Annotated in this window: 19 protein-coding genes; 11 read left to right on the forward strand and 8 right to left on the reverse strand. The window is 65.3% G+C overall.

Features of this window, described 5'->3' with window-relative positions; all coding sequences use genetic code 11:
- The first annotated feature begins 1 nt into the window (after window position 1).
- Window positions 2–1,099 (forward strand): DUF1513 domain-containing protein, encoded by a 1,098-nt coding sequence (locus tag PRN20_RS17085; RefSeq protein ID WP_273958800.1) that lies wholly within the window; start codon window positions 2–4, stop codon window positions 1,097–1,099.
- Here PRN20_RS17085 and PRN20_RS17090 read toward each other — a convergent pair.
- A complete protein-coding gene (locus PRN20_RS17090) occupies window positions 1,096–1,542 on the reverse strand; it encodes a multidrug/biocide efflux PACE transporter (RefSeq protein WP_273958803.1) in 447 nt (148 codons plus the stop codon). The genes PRN20_RS17085 and PRN20_RS17090 overlap by 4 nt on opposite strands.
- Before the next feature lie 92 nt (window positions 1,543–1,634).
- Here PRN20_RS17090 and PRN20_RS17095 point away from each other — a divergent pair, with 92 nt between their 5' ends.
- Together PRN20_RS17095 and PRN20_RS17100 are read left to right on the forward strand one after the other, a co-directional pair.
- Entirely contained in the window at window positions 1,635–2,501 is an 867-nt protein-coding gene (locus PRN20_RS17095; RefSeq protein WP_273958805.1) for a LysR family transcriptional regulator, read from the forward strand.
- Between the two features lie 330 nt (window positions 2,502–2,831).
- On the forward strand, window positions 2,832–3,725 hold the full coding sequence (locus PRN20_RS17100; RefSeq protein WP_273958807.1) for an alpha/beta hydrolase: 894 nt from the start codon (window positions 2,832–2,834) through the stop codon (window positions 3,723–3,725).
- A 309-nt stretch (window positions 3,726–4,034) separates the two neighbouring features.
- Here PRN20_RS17100 and PRN20_RS17105 read toward each other — a convergent pair whose 3' ends face one another.
- On the reverse strand, window positions 4,035–5,066 hold the full coding sequence (locus PRN20_RS17105; RefSeq protein WP_273958809.1) for a substrate-binding domain-containing protein: 1,032 nt from the start codon (window positions 5,064–5,066) through the stop codon (window positions 4,035–4,037).
- 468 nt (window positions 5,067–5,534) lie between these two features.
- Here PRN20_RS17105 and PRN20_RS17110 point away from each other — a divergent pair, with 468 nt between their 5' ends.
- The 7 genes from PRN20_RS17110 (at window position 5,535) to PRN20_RS17140 (ending at window position 12,881) form a co-directional block, all read left to right on the forward strand.
- The gene (locus PRN20_RS17110) at window positions 5,535–6,803 is read left to right on the forward strand and encodes an ABC transporter substrate-binding protein (RefSeq protein ID WP_273958811.1); all 1,269 of its coding nucleotides are present in this window, start codon (window positions 5,535–5,537) and stop codon (window positions 6,801–6,803) included.
- Window positions 6,804–6,883: 80 nt separating this feature from the next.
- Window positions 6,884–7,864 (forward strand): carbohydrate ABC transporter permease, encoded by a 981-nt coding sequence (locus PRN20_RS17115; protein ID WP_273958813.1) that lies wholly within the window; start codon window positions 6,884–6,886, stop codon window positions 7,862–7,864.
- Window positions 7,865–7,869: 5 nt separating this feature from the next.
- A complete protein-coding gene (locus PRN20_RS17120) occupies window positions 7,870–8,703 on the forward strand; it encodes a carbohydrate ABC transporter permease (protein ID WP_273959049.1) in 834 nt (277 codons plus the stop codon).
- A 4-nt stretch (window positions 8,704–8,707) separates the two neighbouring features.
- Window positions 8,708–9,715, forward strand: coding sequence for an ABC transporter ATP-binding protein (locus PRN20_RS17125; protein ID WP_273958815.1), 1,008 nt, complete (start codon window positions 8,708–8,710; stop codon window positions 9,713–9,715).
- A gap of 167 nt (window positions 9,716–9,882) precedes the next feature.
- Window positions 9,883–10,653 (forward strand): ThuA domain-containing protein, encoded by a 771-nt coding sequence (locus tag PRN20_RS17130; protein WP_273958817.1) that lies wholly within the window; start codon window positions 9,883–9,885, stop codon window positions 10,651–10,653.
- Between the two features lie 66 nt (window positions 10,654–10,719).
- Entirely contained in the window at window positions 10,720–11,766 is a 1,047-nt protein-coding gene (locus PRN20_RS17135; protein WP_273958819.1) for a Gfo/Idh/MocA family protein, read from the forward strand.
- A 65-nt stretch (window positions 11,767–11,831) separates the two neighbouring features.
- The gene (locus tag PRN20_RS17140) at window positions 11,832–12,881 is read left to right on the forward strand and encodes a Gfo/Idh/MocA family protein (protein WP_273958820.1); all 1,050 of its coding nucleotides are present in this window, start codon (window positions 11,832–11,834) and stop codon (window positions 12,879–12,881) included.
- Window positions 12,882–13,664: 783 nt separating this feature from the next.
- Here the strand turns inward: PRN20_RS17140 and PRN20_RS17145 are convergent.
- The 4 genes from PRN20_RS17145 to PRN20_RS17160 all read right to left on the reverse strand — a co-directional run bounded on the left by PRN20_RS17145 (window position 13,665) and on the right by PRN20_RS17160 (window position 18,621).
- Complete coding sequence (locus tag PRN20_RS17145; RefSeq protein WP_273958822.1) at window positions 13,665–15,170, reverse strand: DEAD/DEAH box helicase; 1,506 nt, start codon at window positions 15,168–15,170, stop codon at window positions 13,665–13,667.
- A gap of 968 nt (window positions 15,171–16,138) precedes the next feature.
- Entirely contained in the window at window positions 16,139–16,936 is a 798-nt protein-coding gene (locus tag PRN20_RS17150; protein ID WP_273958824.1) for a molybdopterin-dependent oxidoreductase, read from the reverse strand.
- A complete protein-coding gene (locus PRN20_RS17155) occupies window positions 16,933–17,811 on the reverse strand; it encodes a cytochrome b/b6 domain-containing protein (protein ID WP_273958825.1) in 879 nt (292 codons plus the stop codon). Before PRN20_RS17155 ends, PRN20_RS17150 begins: the two co-directional genes overlap by 4 nt.
- 156 nt (window positions 17,812–17,967) lie before the next feature.
- A complete protein-coding gene (locus PRN20_RS17160; RefSeq protein WP_273958826.1) occupies window positions 17,968–18,621 on the reverse strand; it encodes a ThuA domain-containing protein in 654 nt (217 codons plus the stop codon).
- 232 nt (window positions 18,622–18,853) lie between these two features.
- Here PRN20_RS17160 and PRN20_RS17165 point away from each other — a divergent pair, with 232 nt between their 5' ends.
- Window positions 18,854–20,710, forward strand: a complete 1,857-nt coding sequence (locus PRN20_RS17165; RefSeq protein ID WP_273958827.1) for a bifunctional metallophosphatase/5'-nucleotidase — start codon at window positions 18,854–18,856, stop codon at window positions 20,708–20,710.
- Between the two features lie 107 nt (window positions 20,711–20,817).
- Here PRN20_RS17165 and PRN20_RS17170 read toward each other — a convergent pair whose 3' ends face one another.
- Together PRN20_RS17170 and PRN20_RS17175 are read right to left on the reverse strand one after the other, a co-directional pair.
- Window positions 20,818–21,333 (reverse strand): GNAT family N-acetyltransferase, encoded by a 516-nt coding sequence (locus PRN20_RS17170; RefSeq protein ID WP_273958828.1) that lies wholly within the window; start codon window positions 21,331–21,333, stop codon window positions 20,818–20,820.
- Between the two features lie 4 nt (window positions 21,334–21,337).
- Window positions 21,338–21,589: a GlsB/YeaQ/YmgE family stress response membrane protein gene (locus PRN20_RS17175; RefSeq protein WP_273958829.1), complete on the reverse strand. Its 252-nt coding sequence runs from the start codon at window positions 21,587–21,589 to the stop codon at window positions 21,338–21,340.
- Window positions 21,590–21,604: the final 15 nt, after the last annotated feature.

Here is a 21,604-nt window from a genome sequence, read left to right on the forward strand (position 1 = left end):
CATGTGGCGGCGGCGGGCATTCCTGAAGGCAGCTGGCGCGGGTTTCGCGGCCTCGCTGCTGCCACGACGGGCTGCAGCGCTCGAGCGGGCCGAGCTGGTGTTCGCCTCTTCGGTGCAGAAGCGCGAAGGGGGGTATGCTGCGGCGCTCGTCACGGAGGCGGGGGACCTCGTCTCGAGTGTCGACCTGCCGGAGCGCGGGCACGACATCACCTTCTCGCCGACTACGGGGCAGGGCGTCGTCTTCGCCCGACAACCGGGGACGTTCGCTGTCATCTTCGACCCGTCGGACGGGACCCCGCCAAGGACGCTGACCAGCGTCGAGGGACGGCATTTCTTCGGGCACGGCGCGTTCTCGCCCGATGGCAAGCTGCTCTACGCGACCGAGAACGACTTCGAGAATGCCCGCGGCGTCATCGGCATCTACGACGTGGCGGGCGGCTACACGCGGATCGGCGAGTTCGACACCTACGGCACCGGTCCGCACGAAATGCTGCTAATGCCGGACGGCGAGACGTTCGTTGTCGCCAATGGCGGGATCGAGACCCACCCCGACTACGGCCGGTCCGAGCTCAACCTCGAGACCATGGACCCATCGATCGCGTTCATCGAGCGGCGGACCGGACGGCTGATCGGACAGCTCCGGCTCGAGGCCGGGCTGCACCAGCTCTCCATCCGCCACATGGCGTTCGATCACCGCGGCCGGGTGTGGTTCGGCTGCCAGTTCCGCGGGCCGTCGGCAGATCGCCCGCAACTGGTCGGCTACGCGACGCAGGACGGCGAGATCCGCCTGATCGAGCTGCCAGAGACGACGCTGGGCGAGTTGCGCAACTATGTCGGCTCGGTCGCGGCGTCGGCCGATGGGGGGCGGATCGGCGTGTCATCGCCCGAGGGGAACACCATCCTCGCCATCGACCCCGACACCGCGACCGTCGTCGCCAGCCTCGGCCTCGAGAACGGCTGCGGTATCGCTCCCGACAGCGTCGGCCTGCTGGCGTCGAGCGGGGATGGGGCACTCGGCGGTTTCGCCGGTTCCCCAGCCCCGATGACGACGTTCGAGCTGAACTTCGACAACCACCTGCGGCTGCTGAAGGCGGTCTAGCGCAGCTCCGCCGCCGGCTTCCGCTCGACCCATAGCTGCCGCAGCCCGTCGTACACCCAGTTGTAGACGAACGCATACGGCAGGAAGAACAGGAAGAAGCCGATATCGAGCACGAAGGCCTGGAGCAGCGAGATGTCGAGCATCCACGCCGCAAGCGGCACGCCGACCAGTACCAGGCCCGCTTCGAAGCCAAGCGCATGCAAGGCCCGGACCTTGAGCGTACGTGGCACGCTGGCCAGCGGCCACAGCCGGTCGAAGATCACGTTGTAGATGACGTTCCACGTCATGGCGGTGGTTGAGAGCATGAGCGCCAGCAGGCCGACATGGGTGATTGGTCGGTCGAGCAGCCAGGCGGCGATCGGTGCGCAAACGATGAGCGCGATGACCTCGAAGCCGACCGCGTGGCCGATCCGCTCGATGAAAGACCTGTTCTTGAGCTGCATGGTGTTCTCACACTTCAATCCCTGAATGTGACGTGGACGTATCATCGATTTTTCTGGTAACCCAAGATGGGTACCATCGAGAAAGTCGATAGATGCAATACTCGCCCGAAGCGCTCGAGGCGTTTGCCGCCGCAGCAGCGCTCGGCTCGTTCTCGGCAGCGGCACGGCGGCTCCGCAAGAGCCAGTCGACCATCAGCACGGCGATCGCCAATCTCGAGGCGGACCTCGACCTGGTGCTGTTCGATCGCACGGGCCGCCTGCCGGTGCTGACCCCAGCCGGGCGCCGCGTGCTGTCACATGTGCAGGAGATCCTCGCTGCCAATGAGCGGCTGGAGGCGCTGAGCGTGCGGCTTTCCGACAAGGTGGAACCGCGGCTCACGATTGTCCTGTCGGACACGTACGGGCAGAGCGACCATATCGGGCTGATGCAGGAGTTCGAGCAGCGCTACCGCGACATCGAGCTCGAGTGCCTGATTGCCGAGGGCGACGATGTCATCGACCTGCTGCAGTCGGGCCGAGCACATCTGGCCGTCACCGCCGGGCAGGAAACCTATCCCTCGGACATCGCTTCGGCCCGGTTGGCGGAGCCGACCCGGATGGGGCTGTTCGTGGCGCATGGGCACCCACTTGCTGCCATCACCAGCCCCAGCGCCGAACAGCTCGCCGCGACGCGTCAGATCTACCTCAACACCTATGTCGGTGGCAGTACGCGGCCGCTGGGCCTCGCCTGGTCGGCGCCGAGCTACCTGATGCTGCTGGAACTGACACAGCAGGGTTTCGGCTGGGCCGAACTGCCCGACTGGCTCGTCCGACAGTATGCCGGCGACACACTGGTGGAACTGACGCCACGAGGCTGGCCGCGCCTGCTGCCGGTCGATGCGCTCTGGTCCCGCGCTGCGCCGCCCGGCCCCGCCGGTCAGTGGTTACTGGACAGCTTTCTGAGTGAGACGCGGGGGTAGTTCACCGGTCGCGCCACAACGCCCCCTCGCCCCTCTGGGGAGAGGGCCGGGGTGAGGGGCGCCAAGTGCGCCGGCGTCACACGCAGACGCCCGGAGATCGCGGCGGCAGCTACTCACAGGTGTGCTTGGTGCCCCTCACCCTAACCCTCTCCCCAGAGGGGCGAGGGGACGCATCTTGTACCGGCCGTGCCACACATTAGCTCCCAAGCACCCACCTTTCGACCAGTTGCCGAACCACCGCAACACCCGTACGATGCAACTAGGAAAACGTTTTCCCAATTGTTCAAAACACACAATCCGCCGCATACCGGCGATCCGAGGGGACCAATCTTGAAACTGAAACTTGTGGCTGCGCTTGGTGCGGCGGTGATGATGCTCGCCGGTTCGGCGGCGAAGGGCGCGGGGATCGTGGAGTTCGGGCTCAAGGCCGAAAGTCCGATCCTGGGGCGACCGATCCCCTATGCCGTCTACAAGCCGTTTCCGGCGCCAGCCGAGGGGGAACGCTGGCCGGTGGTGTATCTGCTGCACGGCACGACCGGTGCGGATGGCGACTGGTTCACCTGGGGCAACCTCGCGCCGATCCTCGACCGAGCGATTGCCGATGGCCGCATCCCGCCGCTGGTCGTGGTGGCGCCAGGGGCGGGGGACAGCTGGTACGTCGACAACCCCGATCCCGGTGGCTTCGGGCTGATCGACACGGCGTTCGCGACGGACCTCGTGGCGGCCATCGACGCAACGCTGCCGACAGCGAAATGCCGCGCGGGCAGGGCGATCGGCGGCGTCTCGATGGGCGGCGTCGGCGCGGTGCTGCAGGCGATCAACCACCCCGACACCTACACTGCGGCAATGAGCTTCGCGGGGGCGCTGCACCAGCCGCTGGAAAAGGCCGATCCGCGCAGCCGCTGGATCCCGGACCTCTATCGGAATATCTTCGGCACGCCCTTCGATCGCGCCCGCTTCAACGCCGCCAACGCCTTCACGCTGATGCCCAAGCTGAAGCGAGCAGCCGACAAACCCGCCTTCTATTTCGCCATCGGCGACAACGATTTTCCCGACCTGATCACGGCCGCCGCCGAGTATCACATCGGCCTCCAACAGATCGGCATGGAAACGACGCTGCGGGTCGGCCCCGGCCGCCACTACTGGGACACCTGGCAGCAGCAGATCGTGCCGGCGCTGGAGTGGGTGGTGCCGAAGCTTGATGCGACGTGCGGGCGAGGATAGGGCGCGTTAGCATCGGGGATGGGCCCGCATCGTTCCCTGCGGAGGAGCGATGTAAGCCTACTTCCCGCATAGAATGCGTTCATGTCCGTTCAGACAATGGCATTGCGCACGTCAGCGCTCCTGACCCATCCAGTGGGCAGCCAGCCGCACCGGCTCTTTGCAGTCACCGCCAACGCCTTGCAGGCGCATGGTTTTTCTCAATCCATCCTCGCCACTGACGTCCATGGGACAATGGTCCCGCTGATCAGGGGGAGGGCGATGGACAAAGGAAAAACCGGGATGGCACTGAACGAAATGGCTCAGGATCGTTCAGCCGGACTGTCTCGGGGCCGGTCCTGTCGACTCGCGCAGCACCAGTTCCACCGGCCACAGCTCGTGGACGGAACTCGCCGGCTTTCCCTCCTGCATCTGCAGCAGGAGCTCGGCGATGCGGGCACCGGCGGCACGGATGGACGAGCGCGTCGTCGACATGGAGGGGACCATGTTGTCGGCGTTGAGATATGGGAACACGTCGTCGTGGGCGATCATGGATACGTCGCTCCCGAGCTCCAGCCCGGCCGAGCGGATGGCGCGGAAGACGCCGAGTGCCGTCATCATCGAGCCGGCGAGGAACGCTGTGGGGCGCGGGGTCCGCTCGAGGAAAGCCTGCGCCAGGCGGAAACCGTTCTCGTCGGTGAAGCGGCCACCGCCGATCAACTGCGGGTCAGGGGTAAGGCCGCGGGCCTGCATGGCGGCGCGGAAGCCGCGATCGCGATGGATGGCGAAGGTCTGGTCCTCGGGACCGTTGATCATGGCAATGTGGCGGTGGCCGAGGTCGATCAGGTGACTGGTCGCTCGGTGGAATGCGCCCTCGTTGTCGATGTCGAGCCAGGCGTGAGGGATCGTCACGTTGTCGGCGCGGCCATGCAGCAGGAAGGGCATGCCAAGTTCGGTGAGGGCGGCGATACGGGCGTCATTCGGCGTAGGGGCCGAGATCACCAGGGCATCGACGCGCTTGCTGGAGACGAGGCGGCGGAAGACCGGAACCTCGTCGTCGGCATCGATGGGGGTGACGACGATGTCGATGTCGTATTGAGCCAGTCGCTCGCTGATGCCGGAGAGGAATTCGGACGTGTGGGGGCCGAAATGGAGCGAGCGCTGCAGGGGCAGGGTGACGCCGATGGCTCCGGCCCGACCGGTGGCGAGGCGCTGCGCGTTGACATTGGCGCGATAGCCCAGCCGTCGCGCCGCCTCGCTCACGCGCTCACGGGTCGCCTCGTTGACCTCAGGGTAGCCGTTGAGCGCCCGACTCACGGTCGTTTGCGAAAGGCCAAGCTCCGCAGCTAAGTCTTTGAGTTTCATGATCAATTCATGCACGCCCAACATGCGGCCAAGCGGATTCCCGCTCGCGGCCGAGCCCTTTCCCGGGACACTAGCGCCGGACGTCCTCCTTCACCAACTCTACCACTCAAAGCGATTTGAATCACGAAAGCAAGAGGGGCCCGCCAGCTACCATTCCTGATGTTCGTACCTCACGCCAGATTGACCTCGTTTCGAAGCTGTTAACAGTTGGCGTGCCGCAAGATATTGAAAATACTTATGAATTTATGGTGTCATTCTCTGCGTTAACGATCGCGGGGGCGAAACCTGCTTGACAGCATTTCGTTGCAGTGGGTAGCTTGTTTCAAAGCGCTTTGGAGGCATTAAGCGGGGACGTCAGTGCCCCGTCCTGGCGTTTTGGTGGGAGGAAACTGCAGTCGGTCAACGCCCGAACGGCGTTGGTCGCCTTTGGCTTACCTCCCGGTCATACTGTCCCTTGGGAGGAAGATAATGAAAATGAAGTCCCTGATCGCGGCCCTGCTTGCCAGCGCCACGCTCGGCGTCGTTGCGGCCCAGGCCGCCGACCTCGCGGTTGTTTCGGGCGACACCGGCAACGGCCTCGAGTTCCTGCGTTCGCAACTCGACCGCTTCGAGCAGGAGACCGGCAACAAGGTGACGATCGTCCCGATGCCGTCCTCGACCACCGACCAGTTCGGCCAGTACAAGTTGTGGCTCGCCGCCGGTAACGCCGACATCGACGTGTACCAGACCGACGTGATCTGGGCTCCGCAGCTCGCGGACCAGTTCCTCGACCTCGCCGATGCCGCCAAGGACGTGGTGGGCGAGCACTTCCCGTCGATCATCGAAAGCCAGACGGTGAACGGCAAGCTCGTCGCTCTGCCGGCCTTCACCGACGCTCCGGCGCTCTACTACCGCAAGGATCTGCTCGACAAGTACGGCAAGTCCGTTCCCAAGACCTGGTCCGAGCTCGCTGCGACCGCCAAGGAAGTTCAGGATGGCGAACGTGCTGCCGGCAACGCCGACATGCAGGGTTTCGTGTTCCAGGGCAACGCCTATGAAGGCCTGACCTGCGACGCCCTGGAGTGGGTGAAGTCGTACGGTGGCGGCCAGATCATCGAGGCCGACGGCTCGATCTCGATCAACAACCCGCAGGCCGTGGCCGCTCTCGAGCAGGCCAAGAGCTGGATCGGCACCATCGCGCCGCAGGGCGTGTTGAGCTACCAGGAAGAAGAAAGCCGCGGCGTGTGGCAGCTCGGCAATGCCGTGTTCATGCGCAACTGGCCGTATGCCTACCAGCTCGGCAACGGCGACGACTCGGCCGTGAAGGGTAAGTTCGACGTGGCCCCGCTCCCGGCCGGTGAAGGCGAGGGCGCCCGTTCGGCGGCCACGCTCGGCGGCTGGAACGTCGCCGTGTCGAAGTACTCCAAGAACCCGGATGAGGCGATCAAGCTCGCGCTGTTCCTCTCGTCCAAGGACGTCCAGAAGGAACGTGCGATCAAGCAGTCCAACCTGCCTACGATCGTCGCGCTCTACGACGACGCCGATATCGCCGAGTCGCAGCCGATCATCCCGAACTGGAAGGAAGTGTTCCAGAACGCCGTGCCGCGTCCGTCGGCTCCGGCGAAGGTGAAGTACAACGAGGTTTCCTCGCTGTTCTGGTCGGCCGTCCACGAGACGCTCTCGGGTAAGGGCACCGCTGCCGAGAACCTCGAGCTGCTCGAGGCCAAGCTGACTGAGCTCAAGGGCGACGCCTGGTAAGTACCGGCGTAGACTTCGGAGCGGGCGGCCCCTGGGCTGCCCGCGCCCCATTCTCCCTTCTGCAGCAGGAAGAGCCTGAGATGACAGTGGAAGCCACGGCGGGGGCCGTTTCCCGCACCCAGCCAAAGATAGCAAACGAACTGTTAAAGTCGCGCGTCGGCGCGGCGATGTGGTTCCTGCTTCCCATGCTCATCGCGCTGGCCATCGTTGCCGGCTGGCCGCTGCTCCGAACGATCTATTTTTCGTTCACGAACACCTCGCTGAGCTCGCTCTACACAGGCGAGTGGATCGGCTTCAAGAATTACCTCAACTGGACGACGCTGAAGAGCGGACGCACCGTATTCTCGGGCCTCCTCGTAGATCCGGCCTGGTGGAATGCGGTGTGGAACACCGTACGTTTCGCGGTGGTCTCGGTGTCGCTCGAGACTGTCATCGGCATGATCGTGGCTCTCGTACTGAACGCCGAGTTCAAGGGGCGCGGCATCGTTCGCGCCGCCATCCTCATTCCGTGGGCGATCCCCACGATCGTGTCGGCCAAGATGTGGTCGTGGATGCTCAACGATCAGTTCGGCATCCTCAATGACCTTTTCCTGCGCCTGGGGCTGATCAGCCACAAGGTCGCCTGGACCGCGTCTGCAGACACGGCCATGACCGCCGTGCTGATCGTCGACATCTGGAAGACCACGCCGTTCATGGCGCTGCTCATTCTTGCGGGCCTGCAGATGGTGCCCAAGGACGTGTACGAAGCGGCCAAGATCGACGGTGTGCATCCCGTGAAGGTGTTCTTCAAGGTGACGCTGCCGCTCGTGCGTCCGGCCGTGATGGTGGCGGTGATCTTCCGCCTGCTAGACGCCATGCGCATTTTCGACCTGATCTATGTGCTGACGCCAAACAGCGCTTCGACCAAGACCATGTCGGTGATCTCTAGAGAGAACCTTTTCGACTTCGATAAGTTCGCCTACGGCTCGGCCCAGTCGACGCTGCTGTTCCTCATCATCGCGGTGATGACCGCGCTCTACATATGGCTCGGCAAGGTCCGGTTCGACGGGGGTGACCGCTGATGACTATGGACCTCTGGACGATCACCAAGAAGGTAGCGTTCTACGCGCTGGTGATCTTCATCGTCGTGTTGGCGGTGTTCCCGTTCTACTACGCGATCCTCACCAGTTTCAAAGCGGGCACCGACTTGTTCCGCGTCAGCTACTGGCCGACGTCGCTGTCGCTCGACAACTACCTGAACGTGCTCAACTCGGGCAGCTTCCCGCAGAACCTGCTGAACTCGATCTTCGTTGCGTCGATCACCGTGTTGCTGGCGCTGTTCCTCGCGGTCACCGCCTCGTTCGCCCTGAGCCGCGTGCGGTTCCGGGGCAGGGGGCTGATCCTGATGACCATCCTCGCGGTCTCGATGTTCCCGCAGATCGCGGTGCTCGCGGGCCTGTTCGAGGTGATCCGCTTCCTCGGCATCTACAACACGCCCTGGGCTCTGATCTTCAGCTACACGATCTTCACGCTGCCGTTCACCGTGTGGGTGCTCACCACCTTCATGCGCGACCTGCCGATCGAGATCGAGGAGGCTGCGATCGTCGACGGTGCGACGCCGTGGATCATCATCACCAAGGTGTTCATGCCGCTGATGTGGCCGGCGCTGGTGACGACGGGACTGCTCGCCTTCATCGGGGCGTGGAACGAGTTCCTGTTCGCGCTGACGTTCACGTCGTCGAACGCGACTCGCACCGTGCCCGTTGCCATTGCGCTGCTCTCGGGCGGCAGCCAGTACGAAATTCCGTGGGGCAACATCATGGCGGCTTCGGTCATCGTCACCGTGCCGCTGGTGATCCTCGTCCTCGTCTTCCAGCGCAAGATCATTTCCGGCCTCACCGCCGGTGGCGTAAAGGGCTAATTCCATGGCGCATATCGAACTCAAGAACATCAAGAAGTCCTTTGGCCTCGTCGACGTGATCAAGGGCGTGGACCTCGAGATCTACTCGGGCGAGTTCATGGTCTTCGTCGGTCCGTCAGGCTGCGGGAAGTCGACCTTGCTGCGCCTGATGGCCGGACTCGAGGACATTACCTCGGGCGAGATGACGTTCGACGGCACCATGGTCAATGCGCTCGCACCCTCGAAGCGCGGTATCGCCATGGTGTTCCAGAGCTACGCCCTCTACCCGCACATGACGGTCTACGAGAACATGGCCTTCGGCATGCAGCTCGCCAAGTCCGACAAGGATGCGATCAAGAAGCGCGTCGAGAAGGCGGCGGAACTGCTCCAGATCTCGCAGTATCTGGGGCGCCTGCCCAAGCAGCTTTCGGGCGGCCAGCGCCAGCGCGTCGCCATCGGACGCGCCATCGTGCGCGATCCGAAAGTGTTCCTGTTCGACGAGCCGCTGTCGAACCTCGATGCGGCGCTGCGCGTCGCGACGCGTCTCGAGATCGCCAAGCTCCATCATGCGATGAACAGCGCCACCATGGTCTACGTGACTCACGACCAGGTTGAGGCGATGACGCTTGCGGACCGCATTTGCGTGCTGCGCGACGGGCTGATCGAGCAGGTGGGTACTCCGCTCGAGCTCTACGAGAACCCGCAGTCGCTGTTCGTCGCGGGCTTCATAGGCTCGCCCAAGATGAACTTCCTCAACGGTGAGATCGCTTCGAAGTTCGGTGCCAACACCATCGGCATCCGCTCCGAGCACATCGAGATCACCGACCGCGACGGGGCCTGGAAGGGCAAGGTGGTCCACTCCGAAAACCTTGGCTCGGACAGCTACACCTATGTCGATATCGGCGCAGGCGAGCCGGTCATCGTTCGCGAGGAAGGCACGAGCCGGCACAGCCCGAACGACGTGATCTCGATCGCGCCGATCCCGACCAAGATCCATCGTTTCGACGAGGCGGGAAAGCCACTCAAGCACTGATGTTCCGCCCGGCGGCAGTTTTGCCGCACTTGCCCCGATTTCTACCGCACACGCTTGCCAATCCTTGCGCGCCGATGCAGTGGATCGCTTCAAAGACCAAACCGCTTTGGAAGTATTTCGGGCCGGCGCCAAGACCGGCCCTTTCCACGATTACAAGGAGACCCACCATGTCGATCCGCGTCACCGTCTGGGGTGAGAATGTCCATGAGCAGAAGAACAAGTTCGTGGCCGAGAACTACCCCAAGGGCATGCACGGCCAGATCGCCGCGCTGATCGGCGAGGACAAGAACCTCGAGCCGACGACCGTGACCCTGCAGGATGCCGAGCACGGCCTGACGGTCGAGAAGCTCGCCAACACTGACGTGCTGGTCTGGTGGGGCCACGCTGCGCATGGCGAGGTGAAGGACGAGATCGTCGAGCGCGTGGTGCAGCGCGTGTGGGAAGGCATGGGCCTGATCGTGCTCCACTCGGGCCACCATTCGAAGGTGTTCAAGCGCCTGATGGGCACGCCGGCGAACCTGCACTGGCGCGAGGCCGGTGAGCGTGAGCGCATCTGGGTGGTGAACCCGGGTCACCCGATCGCCAAGGGTCTGCCAGCCTATTTCGAGCTCGAGACCGAAGAGATGTACGGCGAGCCCTTCTCGGTGCCGGAGCCGCTCGAGACCGTGTTCGTCTCGTGGTTCCAGGGTGGCGAAGTGTTCCGCTCGGGCCTCACCTATCGCCGTGGCGCTGGCAACATCTTCTACTTCCGCCCCGGCCACGAGACCTATCCGACCTATCACGACAAGACGGTCGGCCAGGTGCTACGCAACGCGGTGAACTGGGCCTACAACGCAGAGAACCACAGCCACCTGCTGAAGGCTCCGAACCGCCCGGTCGAGAAGTCGATCGAGCCTCTGGTCGAGCGCGGCGCCAAGCTGACGCACCATCCGAAGTGATCTAGTATCCCGGGGCCGCCGACCAGGTGGCCCCATTCCCTACTGCCTCACGGACAACTGACAGAAATGCGCCTGCTCATTCTCGGCACCGGCCGGATGGCCAACAGCCATGCCAAGGCCTTCCAGACCATCGAGGGCGTCGAGATGGTGGGCGCGGTGGATACGATCCCCGAGAACCTCGCGACGTTCTGCGACACCTACGGGATCAAGAACCGCTTCGCCTCGATCGAGGAGGCGTTGGCCTGGGGCGAGTTCGATGCGGTGGACAACATCACGCCGGACTCGATCCACCACGGCACGACACTGAAGGCTCTCGCTGCCGGCAAGCACGTGTTCTGCGAGAAGCCGCTGGCGCCGAACCATGCGCTAGCCATGGAGATGGTGGAGGCTGCCGAGAAGTCGGGCCTCATCAACATGGTGAACCTCACCTACCGGAACGTTGCCGAACTCCACAAGGCGCGGGAGCTGATCGCTTCGGGGGTGATCGGCGAGGTCAAGCACATCGAGGCGAGCTACCTGCAGCACTGGCTGGCACTGCGCGATTTCAACGATCCGGCGAGCCTGTCGGGCACGTGGCTGTGGCGGCTGAGCAAGGGGCACGGGTCGAACGGGACTGTGGGTGATATCGGCATCCACATTCTCGACTTCACCACCTTCGCCATCGGCCAGCCGATCGTTGCGATGAACAGCCGGCTGCAGACGTTCACGAAGGTGCCGGGCGACAAGATCGGCGAGTATGTGCTCGACGCCAATGACAGCTTCATCATCTCGGCAGAATTCGGCAACGGCGCCATCGGGACGATTCACTCGTCGCGCTGGGCCTCGGGCCATTCCAACGACCAGCGGCTGCGCGTCTACGGCAACAAGGGCGGGCTGGAGCTGAGCCACGGCCATTGGGGCTCGCTGCTGCGCGTGTGCGCCGGCGAGGACGTCGCGACCTCGACCTGGCGCGAAGTGAAGGCCGAGCCGGTCAAGACCAACTACCAGCGCTTCGTCGAGGCGGTGCAGACGGGCCAGCAGCAGGACCCGGATTTCCGCCATGCGGCGGGGCTGCAGAAGATCCTCGATCTGGCGCTGATCGCCGATCTCGATCGCAAGGAACACCTGGTCTAGCCGGGCGCGGCCGGACCCATGAACGACAGGGCGTCTCCCCGCCCGAGCATTGAAGGAAGAACACGATGCGTATGCTTATCCTCGGCACCGGCGGCATGGCCGCGCAGCACGCCAAGCACTTCGCCGCCATCGACGGCGTGAAGGTAGTGGCCGGCGTGGACGTCGATCCCAACCGGCTCGAGAAGTTCAACACCACCCACAACATTCCCAACGGCTTCGCGTCGCTCGATGCGGCGCTGGCCTGGGGCGCGTTCGATGCGGTGGCGAACGTGACGCCGGACTCGGTGCACCACACGACCTCGATTGCGGCGCTGAAGGCCGGCAAGCACGTGTTCTGCGAGAAGCCGCTGGCGACCGACGCCAGCAAGGCGTTCGAGATGGTGGACGTGGCCGAGAAATCCGGCCTGATCAACATGGTCAACCTCACCTACCGGAACGTGGCGCAGTTGCAGCGGGCCCGTGAGATCGTGCTGTCGGGCGCGATCGGCACGGTTCGCCATGTCGAGGCGAGCTACCTGCAGAGCTGGCTGGTGTCGAAGGCGTGGGGCGACTGGCGGACGGAGTCGCAGTGGCTGTGGCGCCTCTCCAAGAAGCACGGCTCGAACGGCGTGCTCGGCGACATCGGCGTGCACATCCTCGATTTCGCTTCGTACGGCTCGGGCCTCGACGTCGACCACGTGTTCGCGCGTTTGAAGACCTTCGACAAGGCGCCGGGCAACAAGATCGGCGAGTACGACCTCGATGCCAATGACAGCTTCACCATGGCGGTCGACTTCGACAATGGCGCGCTGGGCGTGATCCATGCCAGCCGCTGGGCGACCGGCCACATGAACGAGCTGCGCCTGCGCGTCTATGGCGACAAGGGCGGCGTCGAGGTGCAGCACCGGCACGACTGGTCCAAGCTCCGCGTCGCGACGGGCGAGGACGTCGAGACCGGCACCTGGAAGGAAGTGGAAGTGCCGGCGGTGCCGACGAACTACCAGCGCTTCGCCGAGGCTGTGAAGACCGGCAAGATGCAGGAGCCGAGCTTCCGCCACGCCGCCGAGCTGCAGAAGGTGCTCGATCTCGCGACGGTGTCCGAGCTCGAGCGCAAGGAACTTGCGGTCGCGGAGTAAGCGGCTGCGGTGCAGGCCGCGCCATCGCGTGGGTCCCCGGGTCAAGCCCGGGGATGACGGTGGGTGGAGTGGCGAGGACGGTGCGAGGCTGATGCAAGTCTGCGGGCAATATGCGCGGTGCTCGCAACATTCGCGCCGTTATTCGCGGGCTTGACGCGGACCCATCTCTCCGCCGGTGTTGGCTGCGCGTTGGGTCGCTGCTTTCGCAGCGATGACAGCCGGTGGGTGTGGCGCGGTTTTGCGTGCGCCAAGCACCGTACACCAAGCAAACTGATGCATCCGACAGCCACGCGGCTCCGGAGCTCTCTCAAAGAGCGCATCTCCCCTTGTTGGAGAGATGAAGCGGGACCGGCGAGGCGATCGCCCTCGCGGTGCGAACCGGCTCAGACTTGGGCCTGGATGATGCGACCATCACCACCCGGCCTGCTGCACAAACCACTCGCCACGATCTCGCTTTGGTGCAGCGGATGGGGGGAGGATAGGCCGGGTGGTCGTGCGTGGGGATAAGTCTGTGGGTGAGGCGTGCGTGCTGCGGGGAGTGAGCGTGTGGCGCACCCCCTCTTCACCTCCCCCGTCCAGGGGGAGGTGAAGAGGGTGGCCCGCCGCGTAGCTCGTGCGGGTGGAGAGATGGGTCCGCGGGTCGAGCCCGCGGATGACGGAGCTTCTGCTGCTCCTGCCGCGGTTGTGGCCCGCCTCGCAACTAACACCGGCCAAGCCCCTCATCACCGTCATCCCCGGGCTTGACCCGGGGACCGATGCGATGGCGCGGCACGTAGCGGCAGGTCAGACCGCGGCTTCGGTGCGGCGCGTCTTGGCGGCGTCTTTCTGCTTCTTGTTCCAGCGCGGCTTGTCGGACTTGGCGGGGGCTGCGCCGGTGGGCCTTTCCCACCAGCCGGGGGCGGTGGCTGCGGCACCACCGTTGCGGGAAACGTTGCCGCCCTTGTTCTCGCCACCACGGACCTGCTGGGCGTTAACGCCGCGGCTGGGCTGGTTGCCGCCCCGGCCTTCAATGATCGCGGCCTTGCGGGCGCCGGAGAAGTGCTTGCCGGCATTGGCGTGCTTGCGCGGGGCGTCGGCGCGCCGCGGCTGCTGTTGCTGCTTGCTGGCACGCTGGATCGGCTGCTTAACCACCTCGGAGGCCGGGATGGCTTCGCCGCCGGCGCCCTTGAGCTCGCCCGAGATGGGGAGCGTGCGGCGGATCAGGCGCTCGACGTCGCGCAGCTTCGAACGCTCGGTGCCGTCGCAGAGCGTGATGGCTGCGCCGGACGCGCCGTTTCGGCCGGTGCGGCCGATGCGGTGCACGTAGTTCTCGGCGTCGTCGGGCAGCTCGAAGTTGATCACGTGCGTGATGTTCTGCACGTCGATGCCGCGGGCGGCGATGTCGGTGGCGACGAGCAGGCGCACCTCACCCGAGGAGAAGCCCTTGAGGGCAGCCTGGCGGGCATTGTTCGACTTGTTGCCGTGGATGGCCGCGGCGTTGTGGCCGTCGATGACGAGGTTCTTGGCGACGCGGTCGGCGCCGTGCTTGGTGCGCGAGAAGATGATGACGCGGCTGAGGGCCGGGTCCTTCAACAGGTCGTTGAGGACGGTGCGCTTTTCCTTGGCGCCGGCGAGGATGACGCGCTGGTCGATGGTGCCGACGGTCTGGGCCGGCGGATTGGCCTCGACGCGGACCGGATCGTTGAGCAGGCCCTTGGCGAGATCGGCGATCTCGGGCGCCATGGTGGCGGAGAACATCGCGGTCTGGCGGCGCGGGCCGATGGCGGCGGCGATCTGCTTGACGGCGTTGATGAAGCCCATGTCGAGCATGCGGTCGGCTTCATCGAGCACGAGCCAGCGTGTCTCGGTCAGGCGAAGCTTCTTGTCGTCGATGAGATCCTTGAGGCGGCCGGGCGTGGCGATCACCACGTCGACGCCGCGGGCGATCTTCTGGATCTGGCCACCGCGCGAGGCGCCGCCCAGGACCAGGACGGTCGAGATCTTGGCACCGGCGAGCTTGTGCAGCACTTCGTCGATCTGCACCGCGAGTTCACGGGTGGGAGCGAGGATGAGCGCACGGGTCGTCATCGGGTTGGGCCGGCCCTTGAGCTCGGCGAGGCCGGCGAGGATCGGCAGGCCGAAAGCCGCGGTCTTGCCCGAGCCGGTCTGGGCGATGCCCATGATGTCGCGGCGCTCGAGCTGGGGCGGAATGGCCTTGGCCTGGATCGGCGTCGGCGTGTCGAACCCGGCAGCGGTAAGCGCGCTCACAAGCTGCGCAGAGAGGCCGAGTTCGGAGAATGAGGTTGTCAAATCAGCGTTCTTTCAATGGCGTGCCGGCCAAACGACACGCGTGGCGCGCCGCGGACCCCACGGGTCGGGCGCAGATCAATCGATGCAATGGCGACGGGATTGCCGCACGGTTGCGCTCTGTTCCCGGTGTTCCCGCTCGAGGCGGGGGACGTTTCCGGGGCACTTCGCCGCTCACCGTTCTTGGCCAGTAAGAAGAGAAGTCCATCGCCGCATTGGGGCGAATGGGGTGGGATATGGGGGAAATCGGCGGATTTGGCAAGTGCGGGGCAGGTATGCATGGCGTTCTCCAGGCGCAGGACTGATTGCCCGACAGCCACCTGGCCCCGGGTTTTGCAGCAGTCGGGCGGGGACCGGCGCGGTTTCCGGCCACGCGGGTAGTCCGCAGATGAACGGCCGTCGCCGCGCCGGTGCCAAGCGAGGTGGAGTTGGACCTGAGGGGACCAAGAAGCGTGCCCCCATCGCTCCTCTCGTCTGCATTGCTGCATCGGAGCCGGGATGGGCGGCCGGGTGTCAGCCCCAAAAGCCCGCCATGGGACGACTCCCATGACCCTCGATATCCGCCACCGTTCGTTCGTCGCGAGCGCCGCCCCGTGGAGGACGAGCGGGATAATACGATGGCGGCAGGGGTAGGAGGACAAGATTGGTGCGAGCGGCCGGGGCACGGGGGAGGCGAGCGTCGGATGGGTCCCCGGGTCAAGCCCGGGGATGACGGTGGATGGAAGGACGATGAAAGGGTGAAGGGCGCCGGGGATGGTAGATCGACAGGGGTGGCTGCGGCGGTGCTGGCGGTCTAGTAGGCGGTCCAGCCGCCGGAAGTTGCAACCGCAGTCAGGGCAATTCCCTTCAGAACGTCCCTGCGCTCCATTTGCCGCGCTCCGGATGTGTCGGGATCACGTCGCTCCAGGCCCAGCGCTGTCAACGGATGCCCTCGACAGTCGGGATCGTTCGATGGGGTTTCGAACGAACGACTAGATGCCGCCGTACCAGTCGTAGCCGTGGTCTTCCCAGTAGCCGCCCTGGCCGAGGCCGTATGGGGTGAGGCTGTCGGTGAGCTCGATGGTGTGGACGTATTTGGGCTGCTTGTAGCCGAGGGCGCGTTCGATGCGGATGCGGATGGGGGCGCCGTTCTCGACGGGGAGAGGGGTGTTGTTGAGGCCGTAGGCGGCGATGGTCTGGGGGTGGAAGGCGTCGATGAGGTCGGAACTCGTGTAGTAGGGCTCGGGGGCGGAGAGGCCGCCGCCCATCATGTCGTAGCAGTGATAGACGACGAACTTCGCGGCCGGCTTCACTTTTGCCTCGTCGAGCAGGCGGCTGAGCGGCACGCCGGTCCACTTGGCGATGCAGCTCCAGCCCTCGACGCAATCGTGGCGGGTGATCTGGGTGCGCGACGGCATGTTGGCGAGTTCGGTGAGCGAATACTCCTTGGGCGTCTCGACGAGGCCGGTGATGCGGAGGCGGTAGGCCTGCCAGTTGCCGGCGATGAGGTCGCGGTAAAGCTCGACGTTCTGGCGTGGGTCGGTGGAGCCGTTGGGGCGCTGGCCCTGGCGGATTTCGCTCTCGGAGAATTCCCGGGCCATGGCCTGCTGGCCGACGAGGGCGCGCTGGGCGGCGTAGGTCAGCGAGTTGGCGCGCTCGAGAAAATCGCGCACCGGGTCGTTGCGCTGGCCGAGGAAATCGAACTGGTCGCAGCCGCTGAGGATCAGCGAGGCGCCGGAGGCGGCGCCGAGGCCGAGGAGCCGGCGGCGGTTGAGGATGAGGCGGCTCATTCGGCCTTCCCCTTCGTAGGTGCGTCAGGCTTCGTGCCGGGGCTGGTGCGGTAATAGCCTGTTATCATGGAGCGCAGCTCGTTGATGGGACCGGCGAGAACGACCATGGCGACATGGGCGACGAAGAACAGGACCAGCAGCACCATGACGACGAAGTGGATGGTGCGCGCGGTCTGGCGGCCGCCGAAGAGATCGACCAGCCAGGGCCAGCCGGCATTCATGGTCGGGGACATGGTGAGCCCGGTGAGGATGATCAGCGGGAAGAGCACGAAGAATACGCCGAAATAGGCGAGCTTCTGCAAGGGGTTGTAGGTGCGCCCGTGGTGGAAGCGGAAGCGGATGTGGTCCCAGATGTCGCGCGGCAGGTCGCGCAGGTCGCGCGGCTTCAGGATGACATCGCGCCAGAGGTGGCCGTTGAGGAGGCTGGCGACGAGCCAGACAGCGAGGGTGCCGACGAGCACCCAGGCGAAGAAGAAGTGGACGACGCGGCCGGTGGCGAGATCGCGGAAAGAGGGGATGGTGGCCCAACCGGGGAAGCCGACGAAATTGGTCCGGCCGCGCAGCTCGCTCATGCCGAGGACGCCCGTGGTGTCGAACTTCTGGCCGAAGATGGTGGTGAAGCCGCGCGGGCCGGCGTCGGTGTTCTCGGCGCCGATGCGGAGGACGGCATTGTCGTAGGCGAAGCCGGATTCCTGGCCGATGTAGAGGGCAGGGTGGGCGTTCCAGATCTGCAGGCCCGAGAGCAGCAGGAAGAACAGGGCGATCACCCAAACCCAATGGGTGATGCGGGTGAGGATCGCCTGACGGTAGATCAGGGGGCCTCTCGGCCGGGCCGGGCGTTCCCCGGCTTCGCCGGAATCGGTGATGCTCGCCATCGTTTCCCCCTGGCAGTCATGGAGGAAGAACGGCACCGTTTCCGGCGAAGTTTCAAGTCACCAATCGCGCACGCGGACGTGAGCGGGGCCAGTGGGCGCCGATGGACCCCCACCCCTGGCCCCTCCCCTCAGGGGGGAGGGGGGCTGAAGGGCAAATCAGGCCTCGGCGCGGGCGGCCCAGTTGATGCCGCGGCGGAGGATGGTGGCCATGTGCGGGTTCTCGAACTCGGTGGCGCGGTGGCCCAGGGTCGAGTGGAACACCTTGCCGGCGCCGTACTGGCGCTTCCACACCACCGGCATGACGACGCCTGCCGTCCACGGCGCGTGCTGGCCGGAGAAGGTGGTGGTGGCGAGAACTTCGACCGAGGGGTCCATGTGCATGTAGTATTGCTCGGACGTGTAGGGGAACGAGGCGGGGATGCCCTGCATGATCGGGTCTTCCGCCCTGGTCACGTCGACCGTGTAGTCGATGATGTTGCCCGGATGAGCGACCCACTGGCCGCCGACGACGAACTGGTACTCGACGGCGTCGCGGAAGGCGTCGCTCATGCCGCCGTGGTGACCGGCAAGGCCGACCCCACCTTCGATGGCCTTGACGAGATTGGCCAGCGGTTCCTTGTCGATCTTGCTCATGGTGTAGATCGGGATGATGAGGCTGAGATCGTGGATGGCGGGGTCGGCGAACACGGCGAGGTCGGTCTCGACGCGGACGGAATAGCCGTCCTCGTGCAGCCAGCGCCGGTAGATCGCCGCGCACTCCTCCGGATCGTGACCGTTCCAACCGCCCCAGATGATCAAAGCGCTGCGCATGAAAGACTCCCGCACCCAAAAACGGGGCGGAGAGTATCCGAACCTTAGCGCCATGGAAGCCCCAAAGCGGTGCCGCACGCCCTTCCGCTCACCGGCATTCTATAGTTAACTCCCTCATCCACTGGGGTTGCGGACGACGGCCAGGGGCATATCCGATGCTTGTAAGACCGGCGTTGCAAAGCAGTGCGAGAAGGGTTCGGGCCAACCGGATTCCAAGCAAAGGACAGGGATAATGAAGAAGCTCATGCTCGGCGCCTCGGCGCTGGCGCTCACCGTGGGATTCGCGGGAGCAGCGCAGGCCGAATTCTCGCTCACGATCCTCCACATCAACGATTTCCACTCGCGATTCGAGTCGATCACCGGCACGGACTCGACCTGTAACGCCGAGGGCGAGGAGAAGGGCGAGTGCTTCGGCGGCATCGCCCGGCTCAAGACGGCGATCGACGCCGAGCGCGAAGCTGCCAAGGCCGCCGGAGAGAACTCGGTGCTGCTGTCGGCGGGCGACGAGTTCCAGGGCTCGCTGTTCTACACGCACTACAAGTCGGAGATCGTGGCCGACTTCATGAACGACATGGGCTTCGACGTCGTGGCCACGGGCAACCACGAGTTCGACGACGGCCCGGGCGAGTTCGCCAAGTTCCTCGCGGCGGCCGAGTTCCCGATCATCGGCGGTAACTTCGATACGACCAAGGATCCGGACCTCAAGGGCCTGCCGCCGGGGGTGATCGTGCTCAACATTGCCGGCGAGAAGGTCGGCGTGATCGGTGCGACGACCGAGGAGACGCCCGAGATTGCTTCGTCGGGCCCCAATGTCGCGTTCCAGAGCGTCACAGAATACGTGAAGGGCGCAGTCGGCGGCCTCGAGTCCGCCGGGATCAACAAGATCATCGTGCTGAGCCATATCGGGTACACGGTCGACCAGGAGTTGGCCAAGGCCGTACCGGGCATCGACGTGATCGTGGGCGGGCACTCGCACACCTTCCTCGGCACCGGCGAGGGCGAGGCGGGCCCGTATCCGACGCTGGTCAAGAACCCGGACGGCGTGGACGTTCCGATCGTGCAGGCCGGCCAGTACGGCAAGGTGCTGGGCGAACTGAAGGTCACGTGGGACGACGACGGCAAGGTCATCTCGGCGGCTGGCGCACCGATCCTGCTCGACAAGACGGTGACGCCGGACCAGGGCTTCATCGATCGCGTCGCAGAACTGGGCAAGCCGCTCGAGGCGCTGAAGGCCGAAGTGATCGGCAACGCCACCGAAGCCATCCAGGGCGACCGCAACGTCTGCCGCGTCATGGAATGCTCGATGGGCAACCTCGTCGCCGATGCCCAGCTCGACCGCGTGGCCGACCAGGGCATCAGCATCTCGATCGCCAACTCGGGCGGCCTGCGCGCTTCGATCGACGCGGGTGAGATCACCATGGGCGAAGTGCTCACGGTCCTGCCGTTCTCGAACACGCTCGCAACCTTCCAGATCACGGGTGCCGATATCGTCGCTTCGCTCGAGAACGGCGTGAGCCAGATCGAGGATGTGGCAGGGCGCTTCCCGCAGGTGGCGGGGCTCAAGTACACGTTCGACAAGTCCAAGCCGGTCGGCGAGCGCATCAGCGACGTGCTGGTGAAGGACGGGGACAAGTGGGTGGCGATCGACCCAGCCAAGACCTACGGCGTCGTGACCAACAACTACGTGCGTGGTGGCGGTGACGGCTATGCGCTGTTCGGCTCGAACGCGGTGAACCCTTACGACTTTGGGCCGCCGCTCGAGAAGGTGCTGGCCGACTACATCGCCAAGCTGGGCGGCGACTACGCGCCGTACACCGACGGCCGCATCACCGATGCCTCGCCGGCCGAGCCGGCCGCAGAAGCCGCTCCGGCCGAGGCTCCGGCGGCTGCACCGGCTGCGGCACCGGCCGCGACTGAAGCTCCGGCCGCGGCGCCTGCCGCTGAGGCTCCCGCCGCTGCGCCGGCAACCGAGGCTCCAGCCATGGCTCCGGCGGCGGACGCACCTGCCATGGCTCCGGCAATGGATGCTCCGGCGATGGCGCCTGCGACTGAAGCTCCGGCTGCTACTCCGGCTGCTACGACGCCGTAAGGGCAGGGGGCGGGACGCCCCCTCCACCGGCTTCGCCGGTCCCCCTCCCCCGTTGCACGGGGGAGGATCAAGAAGGAGAGAGGGCGCCTGGGGCGCCCTTTTTCGTTTCAGCGTTCGAAGAGGACGACCTTGTCTTCAGCGTAGGTGGTACGGGCGAACTCCTTGAAGCCGAGGCGACCGGCGACCCGCATCGAGGCGAGGTTGTCGACGTTGATGAGGCAGGTCATGCGCCGGCCCGGGAAGGTCCTGCCGGCCCAGTCGATGGCGGCCTGCATGGCTTCGGTGGCATAGCCCCAGCCCTGGGCCGATGGCATCAGGGCCCAGCCGGCCTCGAGCGTGCCCTCAAGTGGGGGATCGATGATCCGGCGCGCTTCGTGGAAGCCGGCTTCGCCGACTATGTGGCCCGACTCCTTCTCGATCACGGCGAAGAAGCCGAAGCCGAGATGCGCCCAGCCGCCGGCGCGGCTGAGGAAGCGCTGCCAGGACTGCTCGCGGGAGAAGACGCGCCCGCCGATGAAGTGGACGACATCCGGGTCGGCCCACATGGCGGCAAAGCTATCGAAATCCGCCGGCGTGTAGCCGCGCAGGATCAGCCGCTCGGTCTCGATGGTCGGGATGTTCATGGTGTCAGCGCGGGTTGGCGAGCTGGCGCCAGATGAGGAGGACGATGATCGAGCCCACGATGGCGCCGAAGAAGCCGGCGGGCTGGCCGGCCTGATACCACCCGATCGCCTGGCCCAGCCAGGTGGCCAGCAGCGCGCCCACGATGCCGAGCACCGTGGTCAGAATGAAGCCGCGCGGTTTGGGGTCCCCCGGCGTGATCAGCTTGGCGATGATCCCGGTAATGAACCCAATGATGATGGCGCCGAGAATGCCCATAAGCCCCTCCGATTC

This window comes from Devosia sp. ZB163, assembly GCF_028613635.1.
Lineage (GTDB): Bacteria > Pseudomonadota > Alphaproteobacteria > Rhizobiales > Devosiaceae > Devosia_A.

Excerpts from the sequence above, each read along its gene's own strand:
- PRN20_RS17125 (WP_273958815.1), top strand. The coding sequence starts at position 8,708 with ATGGCGCATATCGAACTCAAGAACATCAAGAAGTCCTTTGGCCTCGTC.
- PRN20_RS17130 (WP_273958817.1), top strand. The coding sequence starts at position 9,883 with ATGTCGATCCGCGTCACCGTCTGGGGTGAGAATGTCCATGAGCAGAAG.
- PRN20_RS17115 (WP_273958813.1), top strand. The coding sequence starts at position 6,884 with ATGACAGTGGAAGCCACGGCGGGGGCCGTTTCCCGCACCCAGCCAAAG.
- PRN20_RS17140 (WP_273958820.1), top strand. The coding sequence starts at position 11,832 with ATGCGTATGCTTATCCTCGGCACCGGCGGCATGGCCGCGCAGCACGCC.
- PRN20_RS17090 (WP_273958803.1), bottom strand. The coding sequence starts at position 1,542 with ATGCAGCTCAAGAACAGGTCTTTCATCGAGCGGATCGGCCACGCGGTC.
- PRN20_RS17105 (WP_273958809.1), bottom strand. The coding sequence starts at position 5,066 with ATGAAACTCAAAGACTTAGCTGCGGAGCTTGGCCTTTCGCAAACGACC.
- PRN20_RS17155 (WP_273958825.1), bottom strand. The coding sequence starts at position 17,811 with ATGGCGAGCATCACCGATTCCGGCGAAGCCGGGGAACGCCCGGCCCGG.
- PRN20_RS17160 (WP_273958826.1), bottom strand. The coding sequence starts at position 18,621 with ATGCGCAGCGCTTTGATCATCTGGGGCGGTTGGAACGGTCACGATCCG.
- PRN20_RS17150 (WP_273958824.1), bottom strand. The coding sequence starts at position 16,936 with ATGAGCCGCCTCATCCTCAACCGCCGCCGGCTCCTCGGCCTCGGCGCC.
- PRN20_RS17175 (WP_273958829.1), bottom strand. The coding sequence starts at position 21,589 with ATGGGCATTCTCGGCGCCATCATCATTGGGTTCATTACCGGGATCATC.
- PRN20_RS17135 (WP_273958819.1), top strand. The coding sequence starts at position 10,720 with ATGCGCCTGCTCATTCTCGGCACCGGCCGGATGGCCAACAGCCATGCC.
- PRN20_RS17120 (WP_273959049.1), top strand. The coding sequence starts at position 7,870 with ATGGACCTCTGGACGATCACCAAGAAGGTAGCGTTCTACGCGCTGGTG.
- PRN20_RS17170 (WP_273958828.1), bottom strand. The coding sequence starts at position 21,333 with ATGAACATCCCGACCATCGAGACCGAGCGGCTGATCCTGCGCGGCTAC.
- PRN20_RS17110 (WP_273958811.1), top strand. The coding sequence starts at position 5,535 with ATGAAAATGAAGTCCCTGATCGCGGCCCTGCTTGCCAGCGCCACGCTC.
- PRN20_RS17085 (WP_273958800.1), top strand. The coding sequence starts at position 2 with ATGTGGCGGCGGCGGGCATTCCTGAAGGCAGCTGGCGCGGGTTTCGCG.
- PRN20_RS17165 (WP_273958827.1), top strand. The coding sequence starts at position 18,854 with ATGAAGAAGCTCATGCTCGGCGCCTCGGCGCTGGCGCTCACCGTGGGA.
- PRN20_RS17095 (WP_273958805.1), top strand. The coding sequence starts at position 1,635 with ATGCAATACTCGCCCGAAGCGCTCGAGGCGTTTGCCGCCGCAGCAGCG.